We start from the raw sequence: 19421 nt of genomic DNA, 5'->3' as shown, positions 1-19421 counted from the left end.
GAGCATAACGATGTCCCCGAATTCCCCTGCGCCCGACGTGCTCGTCGAGCGCCATGCGCGCGCCGGCCGGTCGCTCGTCGCGATCCTGCACGCGATCCAGGACGACGCGGGCTACGTGCCGCCAGGCTGCGTCGCGCCGCTCGCCAAGGCGCTGAACCTGTCGCGCGCGGAAGTGCACGGCGTCCTGACCTACTACCACCACTTCCGCACCACGCCGCCCGCCCGCGTGACGATCCAGATGTGCCGCGCCGAAGCGTGCCGCAGCATGGGCTGCGAAACGCTCGCCGCCCACGCGGAAGCCCGCACCGGCTGCCGGTTCGATGCCGCGCACGGCGATGCCGTCGCGCCCCGTACGCCGGACGACATCGCGCTCGAATCGGTCTATTGCCTCGGACTGTGCGCACAATCGCCGTCGATGACGGTCAACGGCGAGCTCCACGCCAAGGTCACGCCGGAGAAGTTCGACGCGCTGCTGGCCGACGCGGTCGCCCACACGCCGGAGGCCGCATGACGACCCGCATCTACGTTCCGCGCGATTCGTCCGCGCTGGCGCTCGGCGCCGACGCGCTCGCCGCCGCGATCGTGGCCGAAGCCGAACGGCGCGGCGTCGCGGTCGAACTGATCCGCAACGGTTCGCGCGGGCTGCTGTGGCTCGAGCCGCTCGTCGAGGTCGGGACGGCCGCGGGCCGCGTCGGCTATGCGAACCTGTCGGCCGCCGACGTGCCGGCCCTGTTCGACGCCGGCTGGCTCGAAGGCGGCACGCATCCGAGCGGCGTCGGCCTCGTCGACGCGCTGCCCTACCTCGCCCGTCAGCAGCGGCTCACGTTCGCGCGGATCGGCCTGACCGATCCGCTGTCGATCGACGACTATCTGCAACACGGCGGCCTCGCCGGCCTGAAGAACGCACTGGCGCTCGACGGCGATGCCGCATGCGAGACGCTGATCGAATCGGGGCTGCGCGGCCGCGGCGGCGCGGCGTTCCCGGCCGGCATCAAGTGGCGTACCGTACGGCAAGCACGCGCCGCGCAGAAATACATCGTCTGCAACGCGGACGAAGGCGATTCGGGCACGTTCTCCGACCGCCTGCTGATGGAATGCGATCCGTACTGCCTGATCGAAGGAATGATCATCGCGGGCGTCGCCACCGGCGCGACGGTCGGCTACATCTACGTGCGCAGCGAATACCCGCACGCGATCGCGACGCTCGAAGCCGCGATCGTCCGCGCGCGTGAAGCCGGCTGGCTCGGCGAGCACGTGCTCGGCTCCGCGCATGCGTTCGAGCTGCACGTCGCGAAAGGCGCTGGCTCGTACGTATGCGGCGAGGAAACGGCGCTGCTCGAATCGCTCGAGGGCAAGCGCGGCGTCGTGCGCGCGAAGCCGCCGCTGCCCGCGCTCGCGGGCCTGTTCGGCCAGCCGACCGTGATCAACAACGTGATCACGCTCGCGACCGCGCCCGTGATCTTCGCGCGCGGCGCCGCGTTCTATCGCGACTACGGGATGGGCCGCTCGCGCGGCACGCTGCCGTTCCAGCTTGCCGGCAACATCCGTCACGGCGGCCTCGTCGAACTCGCATTCGGCGTCACGCTGCGCGAGCTACTGTTCGACTTCGGCGGCGGCACGGCCAGCGGCCGGCCGGCGCGCGCCGCGCAGGTCGGCGGCCCGCTCGGCACCTATCTGCCCGACCACCAGTGGGACGTGCCGCTCGACTACGAGGCATACACGGCGATCGGCGCGGTCGTCGGCCACGGCGGCATCGTACTGCACGACGACACGTCGAATCTCGCCGAGCTGGCCGAATACGCGATGAAGTTCTGCGCGATCGAATCGTGCGGCAAGTGCACGCCGTGCCGGATCGGTTCGACGCGCGGCGTCGAGACGATCGCGCGGATTCGCCACGGCGATACGTCGGAGCGGCAGGTCACGCTGTTGCGCGACCTGTGCGACACGATGCTCGCCGGCTCGCTGTGCGCGATGGGTGGCATGACCCCGTACCCGGTGCTGTCCGCGCTCGACCATTTCCCCGAAGATTTCGGGCTCGCTGCCGGCAAGGATGCCGCGTCGGGTCCGGTCAAGGCTGCGGCCTGACCCAGAAGGAGCCCTGTATGTCCCTCGACACGAACAACGTCCGCCAAGGCGGCTGCGGCTCGGGCCAATGCGCGTGCAAGAGCGCCGCACAGGCGCGCGCATTCGATCCGTTCGACGACACCGACTACGGCACGCCGCAACGGCATGCCGACACCGACGTCACGCTCGAAATCGACGGCCAGCCGGTCACGGTGCCGGCCGGCACGTCGGTGATGCGCGCGGCGATCGAAGCCGGCGTCAACGTCCCGAAGCTCTGCGCGACCGATTCGCTCGAACCGTTCGGCTCGTGCCGGCTATGCCTCGTCGAGATCGAGGGCCGGCGCGGTTATCCGGCGTCGTGCACAACGCCCGCCGAAGCCGGCATGAAGGTGCGCACGCAGTCGGACCGGCTGCAGTCGCTGCGCCGCAACGTGATGGAGCTGTACATCTCCGACCACCCGCTCGACTGCCTCACCTGCCCGGCCAACGGCGACTGCGAGCTGCAGGACATGGCCGGCGTGGTCGGCCTGCGCGAAGTGCGCTACGGCTTCGACGGCGCGAATCACCTGAAGGACACGAAGGACGAATCGAACCCGTACTTCACGTACGACCCGTCGAAGTGCATCGTCTGCAACCGCTGCGTGCGCGCGTGCGAGGAAACACAGGGCACGTTCGCGCTGACGATCGCCGCGCGCGGCTTCGAATCGCGCGTCGCCGCCGGCGAAAGCGAATCGTTCATGGCGTCGGAATGCGTGTCGTGCGGCGCGTGCGTCGCCGCCTGCCCGACGGCCACGCTGCAGGAAAAATCCGTCGTGCAGCTCGGGCAGGCCGAGCACTCGGTCGTCACGACCTGCGCGTACTGCGGCGTCGGCTGCTCGTTCAAGGCCGAGATGAAGGGCACGCAGGTCGTGCGCATGACGCCGCACAAGAACGGGCTCGCGAACGAAGGCCACGCGTGCGTGAAGGGACGCTTCGCGTGGGGCTACGCGACGCACAAGGACCGCATCACGAAGCCGATGATCCGCGAGAAGATCACCGACCCGTGGCGCGAAGTCAGTTGGGAAGAGGCGCTCACCTACGCGGCGACGCAGTTCCGCAAGCTGCAGCAGAAGTACGGCCGCGATTCGATCGGCGGCATCACGTCGTCGCGCTGCACGAACGAGGAAACCTATCTCGTGCAGAAGCTCGTGCGCGCCGCGTTCGGCAACAACAACGTCGATACCTGCGCACGCGTGTGCCACTCGCCGACCGGCTATGGCCTCAAGACGACGCTCGGCGAATCGGCCGGCACGCAGACGTTCGCCTCGGTCGGCCAGGCCGACGTGATCATCGTGATGGGCGCGAACCCGACCGACGGCCATCCGGTGTTCGGCTCGCGGCTGAAGCGGCGCGTGCGCGAAGGCGCGAAGCTGATCGTGATCGACCCGCGCCGCATCGACGTCGTCGACGGCCCGCACGTGAAGGCCACGCACCACCTGCAGTTGCGCCCGGGCACCAACGTCGCGATCGTCAATGCGCTGGCGCACGTGATCGTCACCGAAGGGCTGGTGGCCGATGCATTCGTCGCCGAGCGCTGCGACACGCGTGCGTTCGAGCAATGGCGCGACTTCGTCGCGCAGGCCGACAATTCGCCCGAGGCCACCGCCGACGTGACGGGCGTGCCGGCCGAACTGGTGCGCGAGGCCGCGCGCCTCTACGCGACGGGCGGCAACGCCGCGATCTATTACGGCCTGGGCGTGACCGAACACGCACAGGGCTCGACCACGGTGATGGGCATCGCGAACCTCGCGATGGCGACCGGCAACGTCGGCCGCGAAGGCGTCGGCGTCAATCCGCTGCGCGGCCAGAACAACGTGCAGGGTTCGTGCGACATGGGCTCGTTCCCGCACGAACTGCCCGGCTACCGGCACATCAGCGACACGGTCGTGCGCACGCAGTTCGAAGAAGCCTGGTCGGCCACGCTCCAGCCGGAGCCCGGCCTGCGCATCCCGAACATGTTCGACGCGGCGCTCGACGGCAGCTTCAAGGGGCTCTACTGCCAGGGCGAGGACATCGTCCAGTCGGACCCGAATACGCAGCACGTCGCGGCCGCGCTGTCGGCGATGGAATGCATCGTCGTGCAGGACATCTTCCTGAACGAAACCGCGAAATACGCGCACGTGCTGCTGCCGGGCTCGACGTTCCTCGAGAAGGACGGCACGTTCACGAACGCGGAGCGCCGCATCTCGCGCGTGCGCAAGGTGATGCCGCCGCTCGCGGGCTACGCGGACTGGGAAGTGACGCTGCTGCTGTCGCAGGCGCTCGGCTACGACATGCACTACACGCATCCGTCGGAAATCATGGACGAGATCGCGCGGCTCACGCCGACCTTCTCGGGCGTGTCGTACGCGAAGCTCGACGCGCTCGGCAGCATCCAGTGGCCGTGCAACGAACACGCGCCGGAAGGCACGCCGACCATGCACATCGACACGTTCGTGCGCGGCAAGGGCCGGTTCGTGATCACCAAGTTCATTCCGACGCCTGAGAAAGTCACGCAGCGCTATCCGCTGATCCTGACGACGGGCCGCATCCTGTCGCAATACAACGTCGGCGCGCAGACGCGCCGGACCGAGAATGTCCGGTGGCACGAAGAGGATCGCCTGGAGATCCATCCGCACGACGCGGAAGATCGCGGAATCCGGACGGGCGACTGGGTCGGCATCGAGTCGCGTGCCGGTCAGACGGTGTTGCGCGCGCTGGTGTCCGAGCGCATGCAGCCGGGCGTCGTCTACACGACGTTCCACTTCCCCGAATCGGGTGCGAACGTGATCACGACGGAAAGCTCCGACTGGGCGACGAACTGCCCGGAATACAAGGTGACGGCCGTTCAGGTGCTGCCGGTTGCGCAACCGTCCGACTGGCAACAAGCGTATGCGCGCTTCAACTCGGAGCAGCTCGACCTGCTCGAGCGCCGCGCCGCCGAGCCGGCCGCCGTGACGACGGGCAAGTGAGACTGCGATGAACAGCGAACACCTGATCGACATGGCCAACCAGATCGGCGCATTCTTCGAATCGATGCCCGACCGCGACGAAGCGCTGACCGGGATCGCCGAGCATATCCGGCGTTTCTGGGAGCCGCGGATGCGCCGTGCGTTGCTGGTCGCGCTCGACGATCCGTCGCGCGAAGCCGGGCAACGCGCGACGCCGATCGTGCGCGATGCGATCGCCGCGCATCGCGCGTCGCTCGTCCCCGCCGCGGCGCCCGCCTGACCGCGCGGCTACGCGGATACCGACATGCCCGCGAACCAGCTTTCGCAGTGGCGCAGCAGCGCGTTCGCGTCGGTCGCCGTGCGCCCGCGCGCGGCAACGTAGCCGTCGGGCCGCAGCAGATAGAACGACGGGCGCGAGCGGCCGTATTCCTGCGCGAGCCCGGCCGTACCATCGCCTTCGGCATCGGCGACACGCCACACGCGCACCGCTTCCGGCATGATCCGCTCGAGCCCCTGCACGAGCGCCTGCGCATCGGCCGGGATCGGCGGCACCTCGCCGGCGTCGGCATTCATCGGCTCTTCCAGCAGCAACAGCGTGAAGCAGGCCGGATCGTGAAGATCGTATAGCCGCGCCGTACCGGGCGCGCGACCGAGCGGCCCGTCGAGCACGTGTACGAGTGCGTCGGGCGCCCGCTCGCCCGCGCGCGGGCCGCCGTCGAGCACGCGCTCGAGCGTGAGTGGACTCTTCCGGTATTGCACGCCGAGCTCGCTGACCGTGCGCCTGACCGCGTCGCGCATCGGCCCGAACGACGCCAGCAGCGGCACGACGTGATCACGCAGCAGCTTCATCGCGCCGCGCTCGGCTTCGACGATCTGCGTGACGAAACCGGTCTGCCGCAATACGTCCCGCTCGATCGGGTGGCGCTCCGCGTGATACGTGTCGAGCAATCGCTCGGGCGCGCCTGCGCCGAGGACGCGGGCGAGCTTCCAGCCCAGGTTGAACGCCTCCTGGATGCCGGTGTTCATGCCCTGCGCGCCGGCCGGGCTGTGGACGTGCGCCGCATCGCCCGCGAAGAACACGCGGCCGTGACGGAGCCGGTCGACCATCCGGCTGTGCAGGTGGAAATAGGACGACCACGCGAGATCGCTCGGCGAGATCGATGCGCCGACGCGCGCGCGGATGATCGCATCGCATTCGTCGAGCGACGGCGCCGGCGCCGGCGCGTCGCGCGACGCGTCGCCGCGGGGCGGCCGGTCCGCGACGAGCCGGTAACGGCCGCCTCCCATCGGAAACAGGCCCGCGATGCCGGCAGGTGTCGTGAACAGGTGAATCTCTTCGTCCGGCCAGTCGGGTATCGCCGCGAAATCGGCCAGCAGGAAAGTCTGTTCGAACGCATGCCCGGCAAAGCCCAGGCCGAGCAGATGCCTCACCGTGCTGTGCGCGCCGTCGGCGGCAATCAGGTACGACGGGGCGAACGATTCGTCGCGGCCGTCGGCGCGGCGCAGCGTCACGTCGAGCGACGTGCCGCCCGCATCGCAGGCGGTCAGCACCGTCCCGCGTTCGACGCTCACGCCCATGCCGGCCAGGTGCTCGGCGAGCAGCCGCTCGGTGATGCTCTGGTCGAGAAACATCAGATACGGATAGCGCGTTTGCAGCGGATCGAAATCGAGCCGTGCGATCACACGGCCGTCGGCATGCAGCTCGGCCGCATGCGCGCGATGACCGAGCGCGAGAAACGGCTCGACCGCGCGATGCTGCTCCAGCAGTTCGAGCGTGCGCGCCTGGATGCCGATCGCACGCGAAAACGGCGCGGGCGCGACGAGACGATCGATGATGCGCACCGGCACGCGGGCCCGTGCGAGGCTCATCGCCGCGGCGAGACCGGTGGGCCCCGCGCCGACGATCAGCACGGGCGGGATATCAGGCAGTGTGTCAGCCATGAGAACCTCGATGACACGCGACTCTGCAAGTCTACGCCGCTCCGCGTCACGGGGCCATATGCCGACCGGCCGATACGCGGCCCCGCCGCGCGGTGTGGGAAAATACGCGCTTTCCGCCAGTTTTCGCGTCATGGATTCCGCATTCGACCAGGCGTACGCCGCGCACCGTGCCGGCCGCCTCGCCGAGGCCGAGCACGGCTATCGCAACGCGCTCGCCTCCAACCCCGCCGATGCCGACGCGCTGCACCTGTTCGGCGTGCTGCGGCACCAGCAGGGCCAGCACGCCGAGGCGGCCGATCTCGTCGGCCGCGCCGTCGCGCTGCGTCCGGACGATGCCGCGCTGCAGCTCAATCTCGGCAACGCGCTGAAAGCGCTCGGCCGACTCGACGAAGCGATCGACCGCTTTCGCAACGCGCTGACGCTCGCGCCCGAATTTCCGCTCGCGCACTACAACCTCGGCAACGCGTATGCGGCACTGCAGCGTCACGACGATGCGATCGACGCCTTCGGCCGTGCGCTGCGGCTCACGCCCGACGACGCGTCGATCCACAACAATCTCGGCAACGCGCTGAACGCGCTCGGCCGCCACGACGACGCGCTCGCCGCTTTCGGTCGCGCGCTCGAGCTCCGGCCCGGGCATGCGGGCGCGCACAACAACCTCGCGATGGCGCTGAGCGCGATGGGTCGCGCCGACGAGGCGATCGCGCACTTCCAGGCCGCGACCGCCGCGCAACCGCGGTTCGTCGCCGCGCATTTCAATCTCGGCAACACGCTCGACGCGGTCGGCCGGCATGCCGAGGCAGCCGCGGCATTCGAAGCCGCGCTCGCGCTGCACCCGCCGTTTCCGCTCGCGCTGTTCGGGCTCGCGAATGCGCTCTGCGCGCAGGCGCGCCACCGCGACGCGCTGCCCTACTACGAGCGCGCCGTCGGGCTCGATCCGTCGTTCGGGCTCGCATGGCTGAATCTCGGCAACGCGCATCACGCGCTCGGTGCGCACGAGATGGCGCTGCGCGCATTCGACCAGGCGCTGCGGGTCGCGCCCGATCTCACGCTCGCACGGCTGCACCGCGCGGTCACGCTGCTGACGCTGCGCGACTTCACGCGCGGCCTGCCCGCCTACGAAGCGCGCCACGAGACGCCCGGCGCGACGCCGCTCGGCGCGCTGCCGCGCTGGCACGGCGAGCCGATCGCGTCGCGCACGCTGCTGATCCGCGCGGAACAGGGGTTCGGCGACACGCTGCAGTTCGTCCGCTTCGTGCCGCTGGTCCGCGCACGCTGCGCGCGCGTGGTGCTCGAAGTCCAGCCGGAACTCGTCGCGCTGCTGACGCCGGCCGCGTCGCGCTGGCGCGTGACGCTCGTCCCGCAAGGCGCCGCGAAGCCGCCTGCCGCGGACGTCGCGTGCACGCTGATGAGCCTGCCGTTCCTGCTCGGGCTGCAGCCGGACGACATCGTCGGCTCGCGCTACCTCGACGCACCCGACGGCGCCCGGCGACGCTTTCGCGGTTCGCTCGGCGGGCAATCGAAGCGCAAGTTCGGCCTGGCATGGTCGGGGCGCCGGCAGGCGCAGGAAAACCGCTCGATGCCGTTCGACGCGCTCGCGCCGCTCCTCGCGCTGCCGGACATCGACTGGATCGTGCTGCAGCCCGCGCTCGACGAAGACGAACGGGCGCGCGTCGACGCGCATCCGCGCGTGCATCGTCTCGACGGCCGGCTGAACGACTTTGCCGATACGGCCGCGCTGATCGAGCGCCTGGACGGCGTCGTCACGATCGACACGGCGGTCGCGCACCTCGCGGGCGCGCTCGGCAAGCCGCTGTGGGTCATGCTGCCGTTCGCGGCCGACTGGCGCTGGTTCACCGGCGACGACTGTCCGTGGTATCCGCGAGCCAGAATCGCCCGCCAGCCGGCCCCGGGCACGTGGCGCGACGTGGCGGCCTCGGTGGCCGACATGCTGCGCGACGCATGACCGCAAGCGAAAAAGGGAGCGCATCGCGCTCCCTTTCGATGTGATGCGCGGCCGACACCGCGCGATATAGCGGCCGCCGTCAGGCTGACTTGTACTGGTTGCGCGCATCGGCCGTGCGATACAGCACGAGCGTCGCGATCAGGCCGCAGATCGCGGCCACGCTCAGCCACAGCCCCGGCGCCGCCTTGTTGCCCGTCTGGTGGATCAGCAGCGTCGAGATCGCTGGCGTGAAACCGCCGATCGTCGTGGCCAGGCTGTACGCGAGCGAGAAGCCGGCCGTCCGCACGTCGGCCGGCATCACTTCGGTCAGCGCGACGACCATCGCGCCGTTGTACGACGCGTACAGGAACGACAGCCACAGCTCGACCGCGAGCAGCCGCAGGAACGACGGATCGCCGACGAGCCACAGCACGGCCGGATAAGCCGACACCAGCGTCAGCACGGTGAAGGCGATCAGCACCGGGCGGCGACCGATGCGGTCGGACAGCGCGCCGGACAGCGGCAGCCACACGAGATTCGAGATCCCGACGCAAACGGTCACGACGAGCGCGTCGAGCGACGACAGGTGCAGCACTTCCTTGCCGAAGGTCGGCGTGTACGCGGTAATCATGTAGAACGACACCGTCGTCATGATCACCATCCCCATGCCGGCCACCACGACACCCCAGTTGTCGAGCATCGAGCGCATGATCTCGCCCATCGTCGGCCGGTGACGCTTCGCAAGAAACTCGTCGGTCTCCTTCAGCGACCGGCGGATCAGGAACAGGAACGGCACGATCAGGCAGCCGATCAGGAACGGAATGCGCCAGCCCCACGCGGTCATTTCCTCGACCGGCAGCGCGCGGTTCAGCACGACACCGACGAACGCGGCGAACACGACGGCCACCTGCTGGCTGCCCGACTGCCACGACGTATAGAACCCCTTGCGGCCCTTCGTCGCGATCTCCGACAGGTAGACCGACACGCCGCCGAGCTCGACGCCCGCCGAGAAGCCCTGCAACAGCCGGCCGAGCAGCACGAGCACCGGTGCGAGCACGCCGATCGTCGCGTAGCCCGGGATCGCGGCCACGGTGAGCGTGCCGATCGCCATCAGCCCGAGCGTCAGGATCAGGCCCTTGCGGCGGCCGTGATGATCGATGTACGCGCCGAGCACGATCGCACCGACCGGGCGCATCAGGAAACCCGCGCCGAATACCGACAGCGACAGCATCAGCGACGCGAACGCGTTGCCGCTCGGAAAGTATGTTTTCGCGATGGCCGACGCGTAATACCCGTAGACCATGAAGTCGTACATTTCCAGGAAGTTGCCGCTGACGACCCGGAAGACGGTGCGGACTTTCGATTCCTGCGCGATGGCAGGGGACGCTGTGGACATGTTTTCTCGCTCAGCTCGGGCGGCGCGAATACCGCGCCGCCGCATGAATCCGACGATGCGCGACGCGCAGGGTGAGTCCGCGCGCCCGGGCATCGCTGCCCGCCGGCGGCACGGCGCGTAACGGCGCGCCGCCGGCATGATTCGCGAATCATGCCACGCCAGGCCGACATTTGCCTTGTGGTGCCCCTTGGCGCCCCCTGTCACGGCCGTCGCGGCATCCGCCTCGTACAAGTCGCCCCCAAAAAGGCACAAGAATCAGATTGATCTAATCGACCTGCCTTCGCCGGCTGACCACAATGTCACGATTTGCGACGACATTTCCGCGCCGCGCCGGCACGGTCGCCCGTGTCGCACGACGTACCCCTTTCATGATCCCATCGCCCCTCGTCCCGGTCGAAGGCGCGCTCGCCCGCCCTCGCATCAACCCGCTCGATCAGGTCCCGCCGTTCGGTCGCGAATGGCGATTTCTCGGTGCCCCCGGTGCACGGTCCAGCAAGAACTGCCTCGCGACACTGACGACGTCCTGCATCGACGTCGACTGGCCGCACTCCGCATGCCGGTGGCAACCGCTGCCGGCGACCGCGCTGCCGGCTTCGGGCGGGCTGCCTGCCCCGCCGGCTGCGGCCAGCGGTCGGCGCTTGCGCCATCGCCGCCCTCGTGATCGGCGCGCGATGTACGCGCTCTACTGGAGCATCGGCGCACTCGGCATCATCGGCTGGCTGATCGGCACGTACGACCCGCCCGCGGGCTTCGGTCCCGCGTATGCGATTCAAGCGACCGGCGGTGTGGCCGATGACCTCACGACGTCGACCGGCACCATACATATGGCCGCGACTCACCCGGCCACCTCGACGAACGCCGTGCCGCAGCGCAAGGTTGCGGCACCTGCCGCGAACACGATGAAAACGCCGCCCGCCACGCACCGCGCCCCGCTTCGCCCCGCATCGCTTCATCCGCAAACGGCGTCCGCCATGCGGCACGCCGCGCCTGCGTCGCCCCGTCGGGCAACCGGCCAGCGCACGATGCCGGCACCGTCCCACACACCGGTCGTGCCGCGACTCGCCGCACATCCGCCGACCCAGCGTGCGCCGCTCCAGCGCGCTGCGACCAACACCGACACACACGATCGGCTCGCTCCACCGCCGCGCACGGCAGACACGCGCGATACACGCGACTCGCTCGACGATCCGGCCACGCTGATCGCCATGGCGAACGCGCTGCGCGCCACGCAGCCGGCCCGCCCGGCGCACCCGAGCGCGGCTGGTTTCGACTGGACGTCGCAACTGTCGCACCGCCGCGTGACCGACGTGCCGGACGCGTTCGCGCACTGACGCCCGCGCAATAAAAAACCCGGCGAAGATCGCTTCGCCGGGTTTTCGTTCGTCTCGCTCCGTCCGTTCGACGAATCGTTACTTGTGCGCGGGCAGCCCCGTCTCGTTCTGTCTCTCGAGTTGCCGCACCTGCTCCTGCAGATCGCGCAACTGCAACTGCGCAGCCCGCTTCTCGACCTGCAGCGCCTGGGCCTGTTCCTGCGCCGACCGCTGCCGCTGCGCGACTTCGGCCTGCTGGCTGCGCGCGACGCTCAGGTCGGCCTGCAACTGCTGCGCGCGATTCGCCTGCAGTGCGATCACGCGTTCGAGAAACGCCTTCTGCGCCTGCAGCTCGGTCCGGCGGATCTCGATATCGGCGAGCTGCGCGGTCTGCTGGACGAAGTTCGCGTACACCATCTCCGCGCGATTCTTTTCCTGCGAACGGATCACGCGCCACAGGTTCTTGTCCTGGAACAGCGCGACGTAATACGTCATCTCGCGCGGATCGAACATCAGGCTCGCGCCGTAGCTGCCGTTGTACGTCGTCCGCATCTCGACGATCCGGCCGTCGTGCAGCATCTGCGTCAGCTCGGCGACGTTGCCTTGCGCAGCGGCGTCCGTCTCGGCCGCGGCCGATGCCGCCGGCGACGCGCTGCCGCTCAGGCTCGTGACCGCCGGACGCGTACCGGCGACGGGGGCGGTCGCCTCGGCGGACCAGGCCGCGCCCGCTTGCGCGCAGGCAACCAGTGCAACGATCCACGTTGCGCATCGTGCAGGGGAAAAGTTTCGGAAAGCCAACGTCAGACTCCGGCGAACGAATCGGAACTCGCGATTATCGTTCAAAACGAAACGGCCGCATCTCGAATTTATCGGGACGCGGCCGGCCTTCATCCAACACGGAAAATTCGGCGTGCTACAGGCGCGTTTCGCGCGCCGCGCGCAGGAACGCATCGAGCAGCGGCGTGCAGTCGAGCAGTTCCGAGCCGCCTGCGCGGTGGAACTCCGGATGCCACTGCACGCCGACGACGAACGGCGAACGCCGATGGCGAATGCCTTCGATGATCCCGTCGCCCGCCGACACGGCCTCGATGTTCAGATCGCGGCCGAGATCGCGGATCGCCTGGTGGTGAATCGAGTTGACGATCGCCTCGCTGCGCCCCGGGAACATGCTCGCGAGCGTCGACGAATCGGGAAAGCGGATCGCGTGACGATGCTGGTCGTAATGCTCGCTCACGTGCGCATTCGCGGTCGGCACGTCGGTGGCGATGTCCTGGTACAGCGAGCCGCCGAACGCGACGTTGATCAGCTGGCAGCCGCGACACACGCCGAGCACGGGTTTGCCGGACTCGACGAATTCGTGCAGCAGCTCGAGCTCGTACATGTCGCGCACGCGATCGCCCGGCCATTCGGGACGCGCATCCGACGCCGCGTAGGTCTGCGGCGATACGTCGGCGCCACCTTGCAGCAGAAGGCCATCGAGATGCTTCGCGTAATCGCGCAGGCGGATATTGCTCGGATGGATCATGCCTTGATGGCCGACGGTCGGAATCATGAACACGAGCACGTCGCGCGACATCACCCAGTGGGCGATCGATTCCTCGAGATACTGCAGCGTCTTGCCGCGCAGCCCCTTCGCGCCCGGCTCCGGATGGAAGATCCGCGCCGACACGCCGATGCGCAACGTGCGCTGGGTGATGCGCTGGCCAGCGCGATCGAACAGCCGCCGCGCTCGCGCCGCGACGATCCGGCCGAACACCGACCACGGTGTGTCGCTCTGCTTCAGGTAGGCCGGCGGCGCATTCTGTGCGCTCGCGGGCGGCGGCCGCGGCGTGTCGAAATCGGGCGGCGCGCCGAAGCCGGGCGGCGGTGCCCCCGGCTTCAGCGGCGCGGCCGTCGCAGCGCCATCACCGACGGCGCCTGCCGCACCGGGCGCACCCGGCTCGGATGCGGCCGTGACGGGCGACGCGCCGTCATCGGCGACGTTCTGCGCGGCTGCCTGCGGGGCCGGCGCATCGGGTGTTTTCGCCGGATCGGGACGGGGGGAATCGGAAGAAGCGGAAGAGGTGCCGGGCAGACCGGCCGAAGAAGGCGTGTTTTCGCTCATGACGATGGTCTGGTGCGTCGCTCGCGCGTAGGGATAGACGAGGATTCATTATGCTTCAGTGCATGATCGCGCGGCAAACCTGCAACATCCTGTCGATTTTGTTGCAAGTCGGTGGGAAGCCGCGCCGAAGAGCGGGCTGCCTCACGCACCGGCGCTGCCCGTCTGACGTCAGCCGCGCTGGACACCAGTGATATATCACAATAATATCCAGGGATCGCCCCCACGCTTCCCGAGCATCCGCGCCATGATCGCGCCCCTTCCGACCCCGATGCCGCAATCGCCATGAGCACCCTGACCGACGTCACCCGAGACCGCCCCGCCGCATCGCCGGGCAGCCTCGCCGACCGCGCGTACGCGCTGATCCAGCGGGACATCATCACGATGCGCCTGAAGCCGGGCGCCGCGCTCAACGAAGCCGACCTCGTTGCACGCACCGGAATCGGCCGCACGCCGGTGCACCAGGCCGTGCATCGGCTCGTGCTCGAAGGGCTGCTGTCCGTGATACCGCGCAAGGGCTTGATGGTGCAGCCGCTCTCGCTCGACGACATCGTCGCGGTGATCGACGTACGGCGCATCAACGAAGCGCACTGCGCCGAACTCGCCGCGCGCCATGCGACGCCCGACGATCTCGCGCGCCTGGCCGCGCTGCTCGACGACGGGCAGGCCTGCGTCGACACGCACGACGTCGAGGGCATGATGGAACTCGACCGCGCGTTTCATCAGACGATCGCCGCGGCCGCGCGCAACGCGGTGCTCGCCGACATCCTGCGGGCGCTGCACGAGCGCTCGCTGCGCTTCTGGTTCGTCACGCTGTCCGAACCGCACCATCTCGCCGACGTCCAGCACGAGCATCGCGCGCTGTTCGACCGGCTGTCCGCCCGCGACGCCGCCGGCGCGCGCGCGGCCGTCGAAAGCCATATCGATTCGTTCCGCTCCACGCTTCTTCAACATCTTCGCCCCTGAGCCGCCATGACCACTTTCACGCCGTTTCCCCCGCTCGCCCAGCTCGCCGCCGACCTCGCCGCCGGCCGGACCACGAGCCGCGCGCTCGTCGACACCGCGCTCGACCGGATCGCCGATCCGTCTGGCCAGGGCGCCGTCGTCTTCACCAAAGTCGATGCGGACAATGCCCGCGCGGCCGCCGACGCACACGACCGGCTGCGCGCCGCGGGCACCGTGCTGTCGCCGCTCGCGGGCATTCCGGTGTCGGTCAAGGACCTGTTCGACGTCGCGGGCCAGGTCACGCGCGCGGGGTCGCGCGTGCTCGACGGCGCACCGGCCGCGCGCACCGATGCGGTCGCCGTCGCACGGCTCAAGCGGGCGGGCGCGGTACTGGTCGGCCGCACCAACATGAGCGAATTCGCGTTCTCCGGGCTCGGGCTGAATCCGCACTTCGGCAACCCGCGCTCGCCGTATCACCGCGACGTGCCGGGCGACGCACGGATTTCGGGCGGCTCGTCGTCGGGAGCGGCCGCGTCGGTCGCCGACGGGATGGCCGCCGTCGCGCTCGGCACCGACACCGGCGGCTCGATCCGCATTCCGGCCGCGCTGTGCGGGCTGACGGGCTTCAAGCCGACCGCGAGCCGAATTCCGACGCAAGGCGGCGTGCCGCTGTCGACGACGCTCGACTCGTTCGGCCCGATCGGCCTGACGGTCGCGTGCTGCGCACTCGTCGACCGGATGCTGGCGGGGCTCGAGCCGCACGTCCCGGCCGCCCGGCCGCTCGAAGGCGTACGGCTCGGCGTGCTGACGAACTACGTGACGGACGGCGTCGATGCCGACGTCGCGGCCGCGCTCGACACCGCGCTCAAGCATCTCGAAGCCGCCGGCGCGATCGTCACCGAAGTGCGCTTTCCCGCGCTCGACCGGCTCCCGGAGATCAACCGTTTCGGCTTCTCGCCGATCGAGGCGTACGCGTGGCATCGTCCGCTGCTCGCCACGCATCGCGACCAGTACGACCCGCGCGTGCTGACGCGCATCCTGAAGGGCGAACCGGCGAGCGCGGCCGACTATCTCGACCTGCTCGCCGCACGCGCCGCGATGCTCGACGAAGCCGCGCACACGGTGTGGTCGCGCTTCGATGCGCTCATCGCGCCGACGGTCCCTGTCGTGCCGCCGCGCATCGCCGAACTCGAAACGGACGACGACGCGTTCACGCGCACCAACGCGCTGATCCTGCGCAACCCGAGCGCGTTCAACTTCCTCGATGCGTGCGGGCTGTCGCTGCCGTGCCATCCGCGCGACGCAGCGCCGGTCGGCCTGATGCTCGCGGCGGCGCCGCATCGCGACGACGCGCTGCTCGCGATCGGCCAGTCGGTCGAGGCCGTGCTGAACACGATCCGCTGACCGCGCGAGCCGATGGCAAGCCGGATCGGCGGCGGGCCGCGCCCGCGTGCGGCAGGGTGCCGCACGCGGGCTGTCAGTTTCGTGCCAGACCGTTCGCGCTAAAATCGCGCGATTGTTTTCCGGACCGACCGACGAGGAACCCCGCCGACATGAACGACTACACGCTTGCACTACGCCGCGAACGCCGCCTGCTGATGCTGCTCGGATGGGTGTGCATCGCCCTGCTGGCCGGTGCGCTGTATCTGCAGTACGTGAAGAACGAAGACCCGTGCCCGCTGTGCATCATCCAGCGCTACTTCTTCTGCGCGATCGGGATCTTCGCGTTCCTGGCCGCCGGAATCCGCAACTGGCGCGGCGTCTGGGTGCTCGAACTGCTGATCGCGATCGCCGCGGCCGGCGGTGTCGGCACGGCCGCACGGCACCTGTCGATCCAGATGAATCCGGGCTTCAGCTGCGGCTTCGACACGCTGCAGCCGATCGTCGACAGCCTGCCGCCCGCGCAGTGGTTCCCCGGCATGTTCAAGGTCGCCGGGCTGTGCGAGACCGTCTACCCGCCGATTTTCGGCATCCTGCTGCCCGGCTGGGCGCTGATCGGCTTCGCCGTGATCCTGGTCGCGGTCGTCGCGAGCCTCTGGCGTCATCGCCGCAAGCTGGCGAGCTGATCGGCCGGCCGCGTTGCCGGCCGCAAGGCCGGCGGCGCGGCTCGACCGCACGGGCCACGCGCCGCCGGCGAGCGACTCGTCACGCGGCTCCGGCCGACGCCTGCGCCAGCCCCGGCCGGTCGCCGCACGTAAACACCTACCCTGCCGCCGCCCGGATTTCCAGGCCCGCGCGCATCGCGCGATCGCCGTGCTCCCGCCCCCGTCACGCGTACGTTTAGGCCCGATGTGCATGCATCGGTCCCCCGATCCCGCGCGGCCGGCCTATGATCGACATGATCGCCGCCTGATAGCCCGGATCACCGCCCGGCCATGTTCCCGCCGCGTGGCGGTGCTATCTTCGGCACTGGATGGCGATCTACGTGCGCGTGGCGAGGCGGTTTCACCGCTCCCTGCGTAACGCGCGCCCGATCCGCAATGTCGACTGGATTCATCATGACAACGCAAACCATCCGCATCCGTCACCCTCATGGCATCCGCGCGTCCGGCGGCGCCGTTCGTGCACGCCGTCAGTCCGAGGCCGCCGCATGGCCTCGGCCGTGCAACCGGCCGGCCCCGCTCCCGTCCGTCCTCGTTGCCGCCGCGCCCGCCAGCGCGCGCCGCGTGTCGCGCCGCGTCGTCCCGAACGGAGCGTGCTGATGGAAGCCTGGCTCGGCGATCTGCAGCAACTGCTCGCGCACGGCGAAGCGGCCGTGCTCGTGACGGTCGCGCACACCGACGGCTCCGCGCCGCGCGAAGTCGGCACCAAGATGCTCGTCACGCGCGACACGGCCCGCCATACGATCGGCGGTGGTCATCTGGAGTGGAAGGCGATCGAGATCGCGCGGCATCTGCTGAAGGACGGCGCGCACGTGCCGCACGCACGCCGGCTCGAGCGGCTCGCGCTCGGCCCGAGCCTCGGCCAGTGCTGCGGCGGCGCCGTGGTGCTCGCGTTCGAGCGGCTCGACGTCGGCGACCTCGGCTGGATCATGTCGCTCGCGAAGCGCGTGGCGGCCGGCGCCGCGACCGTGCGTAGCGTATCATTCGGCCCCTCGCCGGGCGCGCCGCTGTTGAGCGAGCCCGAATCGGAAGCCGCGCGCGCCGACTGCCTGCTGTGGGAAACCGGCGGCGTATCGCTGATGACCGAAACGATCGCGCCGTATGCGTTCCCCGTCGTGCTGTTCGGCGCGGGGCACATCGGAACTGCGCTCGTGAAGGTGCTGGCGACGCTGCCGTGCCACGTGCGCTGGATCGACGGGCCCGATGCGGTGTTCCCGCCGGCCGACGCGCTCGCCGGCATCGGCAACCTCGCGATCGACGCGGCCGCTTCCCCGGCGGACGCGGTCGACGCGGCGCCGCCGCAGTCCTACTTCGTCGTGATGACGCACGACCACGCACTCGATTTCGTGCTGGCCGAGCGCATCCTGCGACGCGGCGACTATGCCTACTTCGGGATGACCGGCTCGCGCACGAAACGCGTGCAGTTCGATCATCGCCTCGCCGCGATCGGCATCGACCCGGCCCAGGTCGCGCGGATGCGCTGCCCGATCGGTGTCGAAGGCATCATCGACAAGGCGCCCGAAGTGATCGCGATCTCGGTGGCCGCGCAGTTGCTGCAGGCCGTCGAGGCGAATGCGTCCGCGCAGGCTTCCTCTACTTACTGACCGACCAAGAACGACGCCATGACCCCGACATTCAAGGACAAGATTGCCCGTGCGCCGAAAGCGGAGCTGCACATCCATATCGAAGGCTCGCTCGAGCCCGAGCTGATCTTCGCGCTCGCGCAGCGCAACGGCGTGAAGCTCGCGTACGACTCGATCGACGCGCTGCGCGCCGCGTACGCGTTCACCGACCTGCAATCGTTCCTCGACATCTACTACGCCGGCGCGAGCGTGCTGCTCACCGAGCAGGATTTCTACGACATGACGGCCGCGTACTGCGAGCGCGCGCTCGCCGACAACGTCGTCCACACCGAACTGTTCTTCGACCCGCAGACGCACACCGAGCGCGGCGTGCCGATCGAGACGGTCGTCGCGGGCATCGAGCGCGCACTCGCCGATGCCGAAGCGCGCGGGCTGTCGAGCAAGCTGATTCTGTGTTTCCTGCGCCACCTGTCCGAAGAGGACGCGCTCGCGACGTTCGAATCCGCGTTGCCGCTGTTCGAGCGCTATCGTCATCGCCTGATCGGCGTGGGGCTCGATTCGTCCGAGCTCGGCCATCCGCCGACGAAGTTCGCACGTGTGTTCGAAAAGGCGCGCGCACTCGGGCTGAAGCTCGTCGCGCACGCGGGCGAGGAAGGCCCGCCCGCCTACATCTACGAAGCGCTCGACGTGCTGAAGGTCGACCGGATCGACCACGGCGTGCGCAGCATCGAGGATGCGGCGCTCGTCGAGCGTCTCGCGAAAACGCGCACGGCGCTCACCGTCTGCCCGCTGTCGAACCTGAAGCTGTGCGTGTTCGACGACATGGCGAAGCACACACTGAAGGCGCTGCTCGATCGCGGCGTGGCGGTGACGATCAACTCCGACGATCCGGCCTATTTCGGCGGCTACGTCAATGAAAACTACTTCGCGACGGCCGAAGGGCTGCAGCTCACGGATGCCGAAGTCCATGCGGTGATCCGCAACGGCTTCGAGGCGTCGTTCATCGAACCCGCGCAGCGCGACGCACTGTACGCGCGCCTCGACGCGTACTGGCAGGCCGCGTGA

General features: G+C 69.3%; 15 protein-coding genes. 11 read left to right on the top strand and 4 right to left on the bottom strand.

All coding sequences use genetic code 11. The annotated features are described in order from the left end of the window. Positions 1 to 10 precede the first annotated feature (10 nt). The 4 genes from SY91_RS07330 to SY91_RS07315 are packed head-to-tail and all read left to right on the top strand — an operon-like array spanning position 11 to position 5313. Positions 11 to 511 (top strand): NAD(P)H-dependent oxidoreductase subunit E, encoded by a 501-nt coding sequence (locus SY91_RS07330; RefSeq protein ID WP_023475814.1) that lies wholly within the window; start codon positions 11 to 13, stop codon positions 509 to 511. Continuing rightward, entirely contained in the window at positions 508 to 2085 is a 1578-nt protein-coding gene (locus tag SY91_RS07325; protein ID WP_023475813.1) for a formate dehydrogenase beta subunit, read from the top strand. The genes SY91_RS07330 and SY91_RS07325 overlap by 4 nt, the downstream gene beginning before the upstream one ends. 17 nt (positions 2086 to 2102) lie before the next feature. After that, positions 2103 to 5054 carry a formate dehydrogenase subunit alpha gene (gene fdhF, locus SY91_RS07320; protein WP_023475812.1) on the top strand — a complete coding sequence of 984 codons (2952 nt, stop codon included), beginning with the start codon at positions 2103 to 2105 and terminating at the stop codon, positions 5052 to 5054. A gap of 7 nt (positions 5055 to 5061) precedes the next feature. Then, complete coding sequence (locus SY91_RS07315) at positions 5062 to 5313, top strand: formate dehydrogenase subunit delta (protein ID WP_023475811.1); 252 nt, start codon at positions 5062 to 5064, stop codon at positions 5311 to 5313. 8 nt (positions 5314 to 5321) lie between these two features. Here SY91_RS07315 and SY91_RS07310 read toward each other — a convergent pair whose 3' ends face one another. Then, the gene (locus SY91_RS07310) at positions 5322 to 6974 is read right to left on the bottom strand and encodes an FAD-dependent monooxygenase (RefSeq protein ID WP_023475810.1); all 1653 of its coding nucleotides are present in this window, start codon (positions 6972 to 6974) and stop codon (positions 5322 to 5324) included. 130 nt (positions 6975 to 7104) lie between these two features. On the opposite strand from SY91_RS07310, the gene SY91_RS07305 reads away from it, so the two are divergent. Further along, positions 7105 to 8940, top strand: coding sequence for a tetratricopeptide repeat protein (locus SY91_RS07305; protein ID WP_023475809.1), 1836 nt, complete (start codon positions 7105 to 7107; stop codon positions 8938 to 8940). Between the two features lie 79 nt (positions 8941 to 9019). Here the strand turns inward: SY91_RS07305 and SY91_RS07300 are convergent, their stop codons facing one another. Then, the gene (locus tag SY91_RS07300) at positions 9020 to 10315 is read right to left on the bottom strand and encodes an MFS transporter (protein ID WP_023475808.1); all 1296 of its coding nucleotides are present in this window, start codon (positions 10313 to 10315) and stop codon (positions 9020 to 9022) included. 368 nt (positions 10316 to 10683) lie between these two features. On the opposite strand from SY91_RS07300, the gene SY91_RS07295 reads away from it, so the two are divergent. Continuing rightward, positions 10684 to 11646: a hypothetical protein gene (locus SY91_RS07295; RefSeq protein ID WP_023475807.1), complete on the top strand. Its 963-nt coding sequence runs from the start codon at positions 10684 to 10686 to the stop codon at positions 11644 to 11646. 78 nt (positions 11647 to 11724) lie between these two features. Here the strand turns inward: SY91_RS07295 and SY91_RS07290 are convergent, their stop codons facing one another. Further along, positions 11725 to 12423, bottom strand: coding sequence for a DUF2968 domain-containing protein (locus SY91_RS07290; protein WP_023475806.1), 699 nt, complete (start codon positions 12421 to 12423; stop codon positions 11725 to 11727). Positions 12424 to 12538: 115 nt separating this feature from the next. After that, positions 12539 to 13729: a gamma-glutamyl-gamma-aminobutyrate hydrolase gene (locus SY91_RS07285; protein ID WP_011544866.1), complete on the bottom strand. Its 1191-nt coding sequence runs from the start codon at positions 13727 to 13729 to the stop codon at positions 12539 to 12541. A 282-nt stretch (positions 13730 to 14011) separates the two neighbouring features. Here SY91_RS07285 and SY91_RS07280 point away from each other — a divergent pair, with 282 nt between their 5' ends. The 5 genes from SY91_RS07280 to SY91_RS07260 all read left to right on the top strand — a co-directional run bounded on the left by SY91_RS07280 (position 14012) and on the right by SY91_RS07260 (position 19421). Then, positions 14012 to 14692 carry a GntR family transcriptional regulator gene (locus SY91_RS07280; RefSeq protein WP_023475804.1) on the top strand — a complete coding sequence of 227 codons (681 nt, stop codon included), beginning with the start codon at positions 14012 to 14014 and terminating at the stop codon, positions 14690 to 14692. Positions 14693 to 14698: 6 nt separating this feature from the next. Beyond that, on the top strand, positions 14699 to 16075 hold the full coding sequence (locus tag SY91_RS07275; protein ID WP_023475803.1) for an amidase: 1377 nt from the start codon (positions 14699 to 14701) through the stop codon (positions 16073 to 16075). Between the two features lie 149 nt (positions 16076 to 16224). After that, positions 16225 to 16737 carry a disulfide bond formation protein B gene (locus SY91_RS07270; RefSeq protein ID WP_011544863.1) on the top strand — a complete coding sequence of 171 codons (513 nt, stop codon included), beginning with the start codon at positions 16225 to 16227 and terminating at the stop codon, positions 16735 to 16737. A 635-nt stretch (positions 16738 to 17372) separates the two neighbouring features. Further along, the gene (xdhC, locus tag SY91_RS07265) at positions 17373 to 18377 is read left to right on the top strand and encodes a xanthine dehydrogenase accessory protein XdhC (protein WP_023475802.1); all 1005 of its coding nucleotides are present in this window, start codon (positions 17373 to 17375) and stop codon (positions 18375 to 18377) included. A gap of 18 nt (positions 18378 to 18395) precedes the next feature. Continuing rightward, entirely contained in the window at positions 18396 to 19421 is a 1026-nt protein-coding gene (locus tag SY91_RS07260; RefSeq protein WP_006476603.1) for an adenosine deaminase, read from the top strand.

This window comes from Burkholderia cenocepacia (assembly GCF_014211915.1).
In the GTDB taxonomy this organism is placed as follows: Bacteria; Pseudomonadota; Gammaproteobacteria; order Burkholderiales; family Burkholderiaceae; genus Burkholderia; species Burkholderia orbicola.
Note: the sequence above shows the minus strand (reverse complement) of the source record. Positions and strands in the feature narration are given on the sequence as shown.

What these genes read in the sequence shown, in the direction of transcription:
- SY91_RS07275 (WP_023475803.1), top strand. Translation starts at nt 14,699, where the DNA reads ATGACCACTTTCACGCCGTTTCCCCCGCTCGCCCAGCTCGCCGCCGAC.
- SY91_RS07295 (WP_023475807.1), top strand. Translation starts at nt 10,684, where the DNA reads ATGATCCCATCGCCCCTCGTCCCGGTCGAAGGCGCGCTCGCCCGCCCT.
- SY91_RS07305 (WP_023475809.1), top strand. Translation starts at nt 7,105, where the DNA reads ATGGATTCCGCATTCGACCAGGCGTACGCCGCGCACCGTGCCGGCCGC.
- SY91_RS07325 (WP_023475813.1), top strand. Translation starts at nt 508, where the DNA reads ATGACGACCCGCATCTACGTTCCGCGCGATTCGTCCGCGCTGGCGCTC.
- SY91_RS07285 (WP_011544866.1), bottom strand. Translation starts at nt 13,729, where the DNA reads ATGAGCGAAAACACGCCTTCTTCGGCCGGTCTGCCCGGCACCTCTTCC.
- SY91_RS07260 (WP_006476603.1), top strand. Translation starts at nt 18,396, where the DNA reads ATGACCCCGACATTCAAGGACAAGATTGCCCGTGCGCCGAAAGCGGAG.
- xdhC (WP_023475802.1), top strand. Translation starts at nt 17,373, where the DNA reads ATGGAAGCCTGGCTCGGCGATCTGCAGCAACTGCTCGCGCACGGCGAA.
- SY91_RS07310 (WP_023475810.1), bottom strand. Translation starts at nt 6,974, where the DNA reads ATGGCTGACACACTGCCTGATATCCCGCCCGTGCTGATCGTCGGCGCG.
- SY91_RS07280 (WP_023475804.1), top strand. Translation starts at nt 14,012, where the DNA reads ATGAGCACCCTGACCGACGTCACCCGAGACCGCCCCGCCGCATCGCCG.
- SY91_RS07270 (WP_011544863.1), top strand. Translation starts at nt 16,225, where the DNA reads ATGAACGACTACACGCTTGCACTACGCCGCGAACGCCGCCTGCTGATG.
- SY91_RS07300 (WP_023475808.1), bottom strand. Translation starts at nt 10,315, where the DNA reads ATGTCCACAGCGTCCCCTGCCATCGCGCAGGAATCGAAAGTCCGCACC.
- SY91_RS07315 (WP_023475811.1), top strand. Translation starts at nt 5,062, where the DNA reads ATGAACAGCGAACACCTGATCGACATGGCCAACCAGATCGGCGCATTC.
- SY91_RS07330 (WP_023475814.1), top strand. Translation starts at nt 11, where the DNA reads ATGTCCCCGAATTCCCCTGCGCCCGACGTGCTCGTCGAGCGCCATGCG.
- fdhF (WP_023475812.1), top strand. Translation starts at nt 2,103, where the DNA reads ATGTCCCTCGACACGAACAACGTCCGCCAAGGCGGCTGCGGCTCGGGC.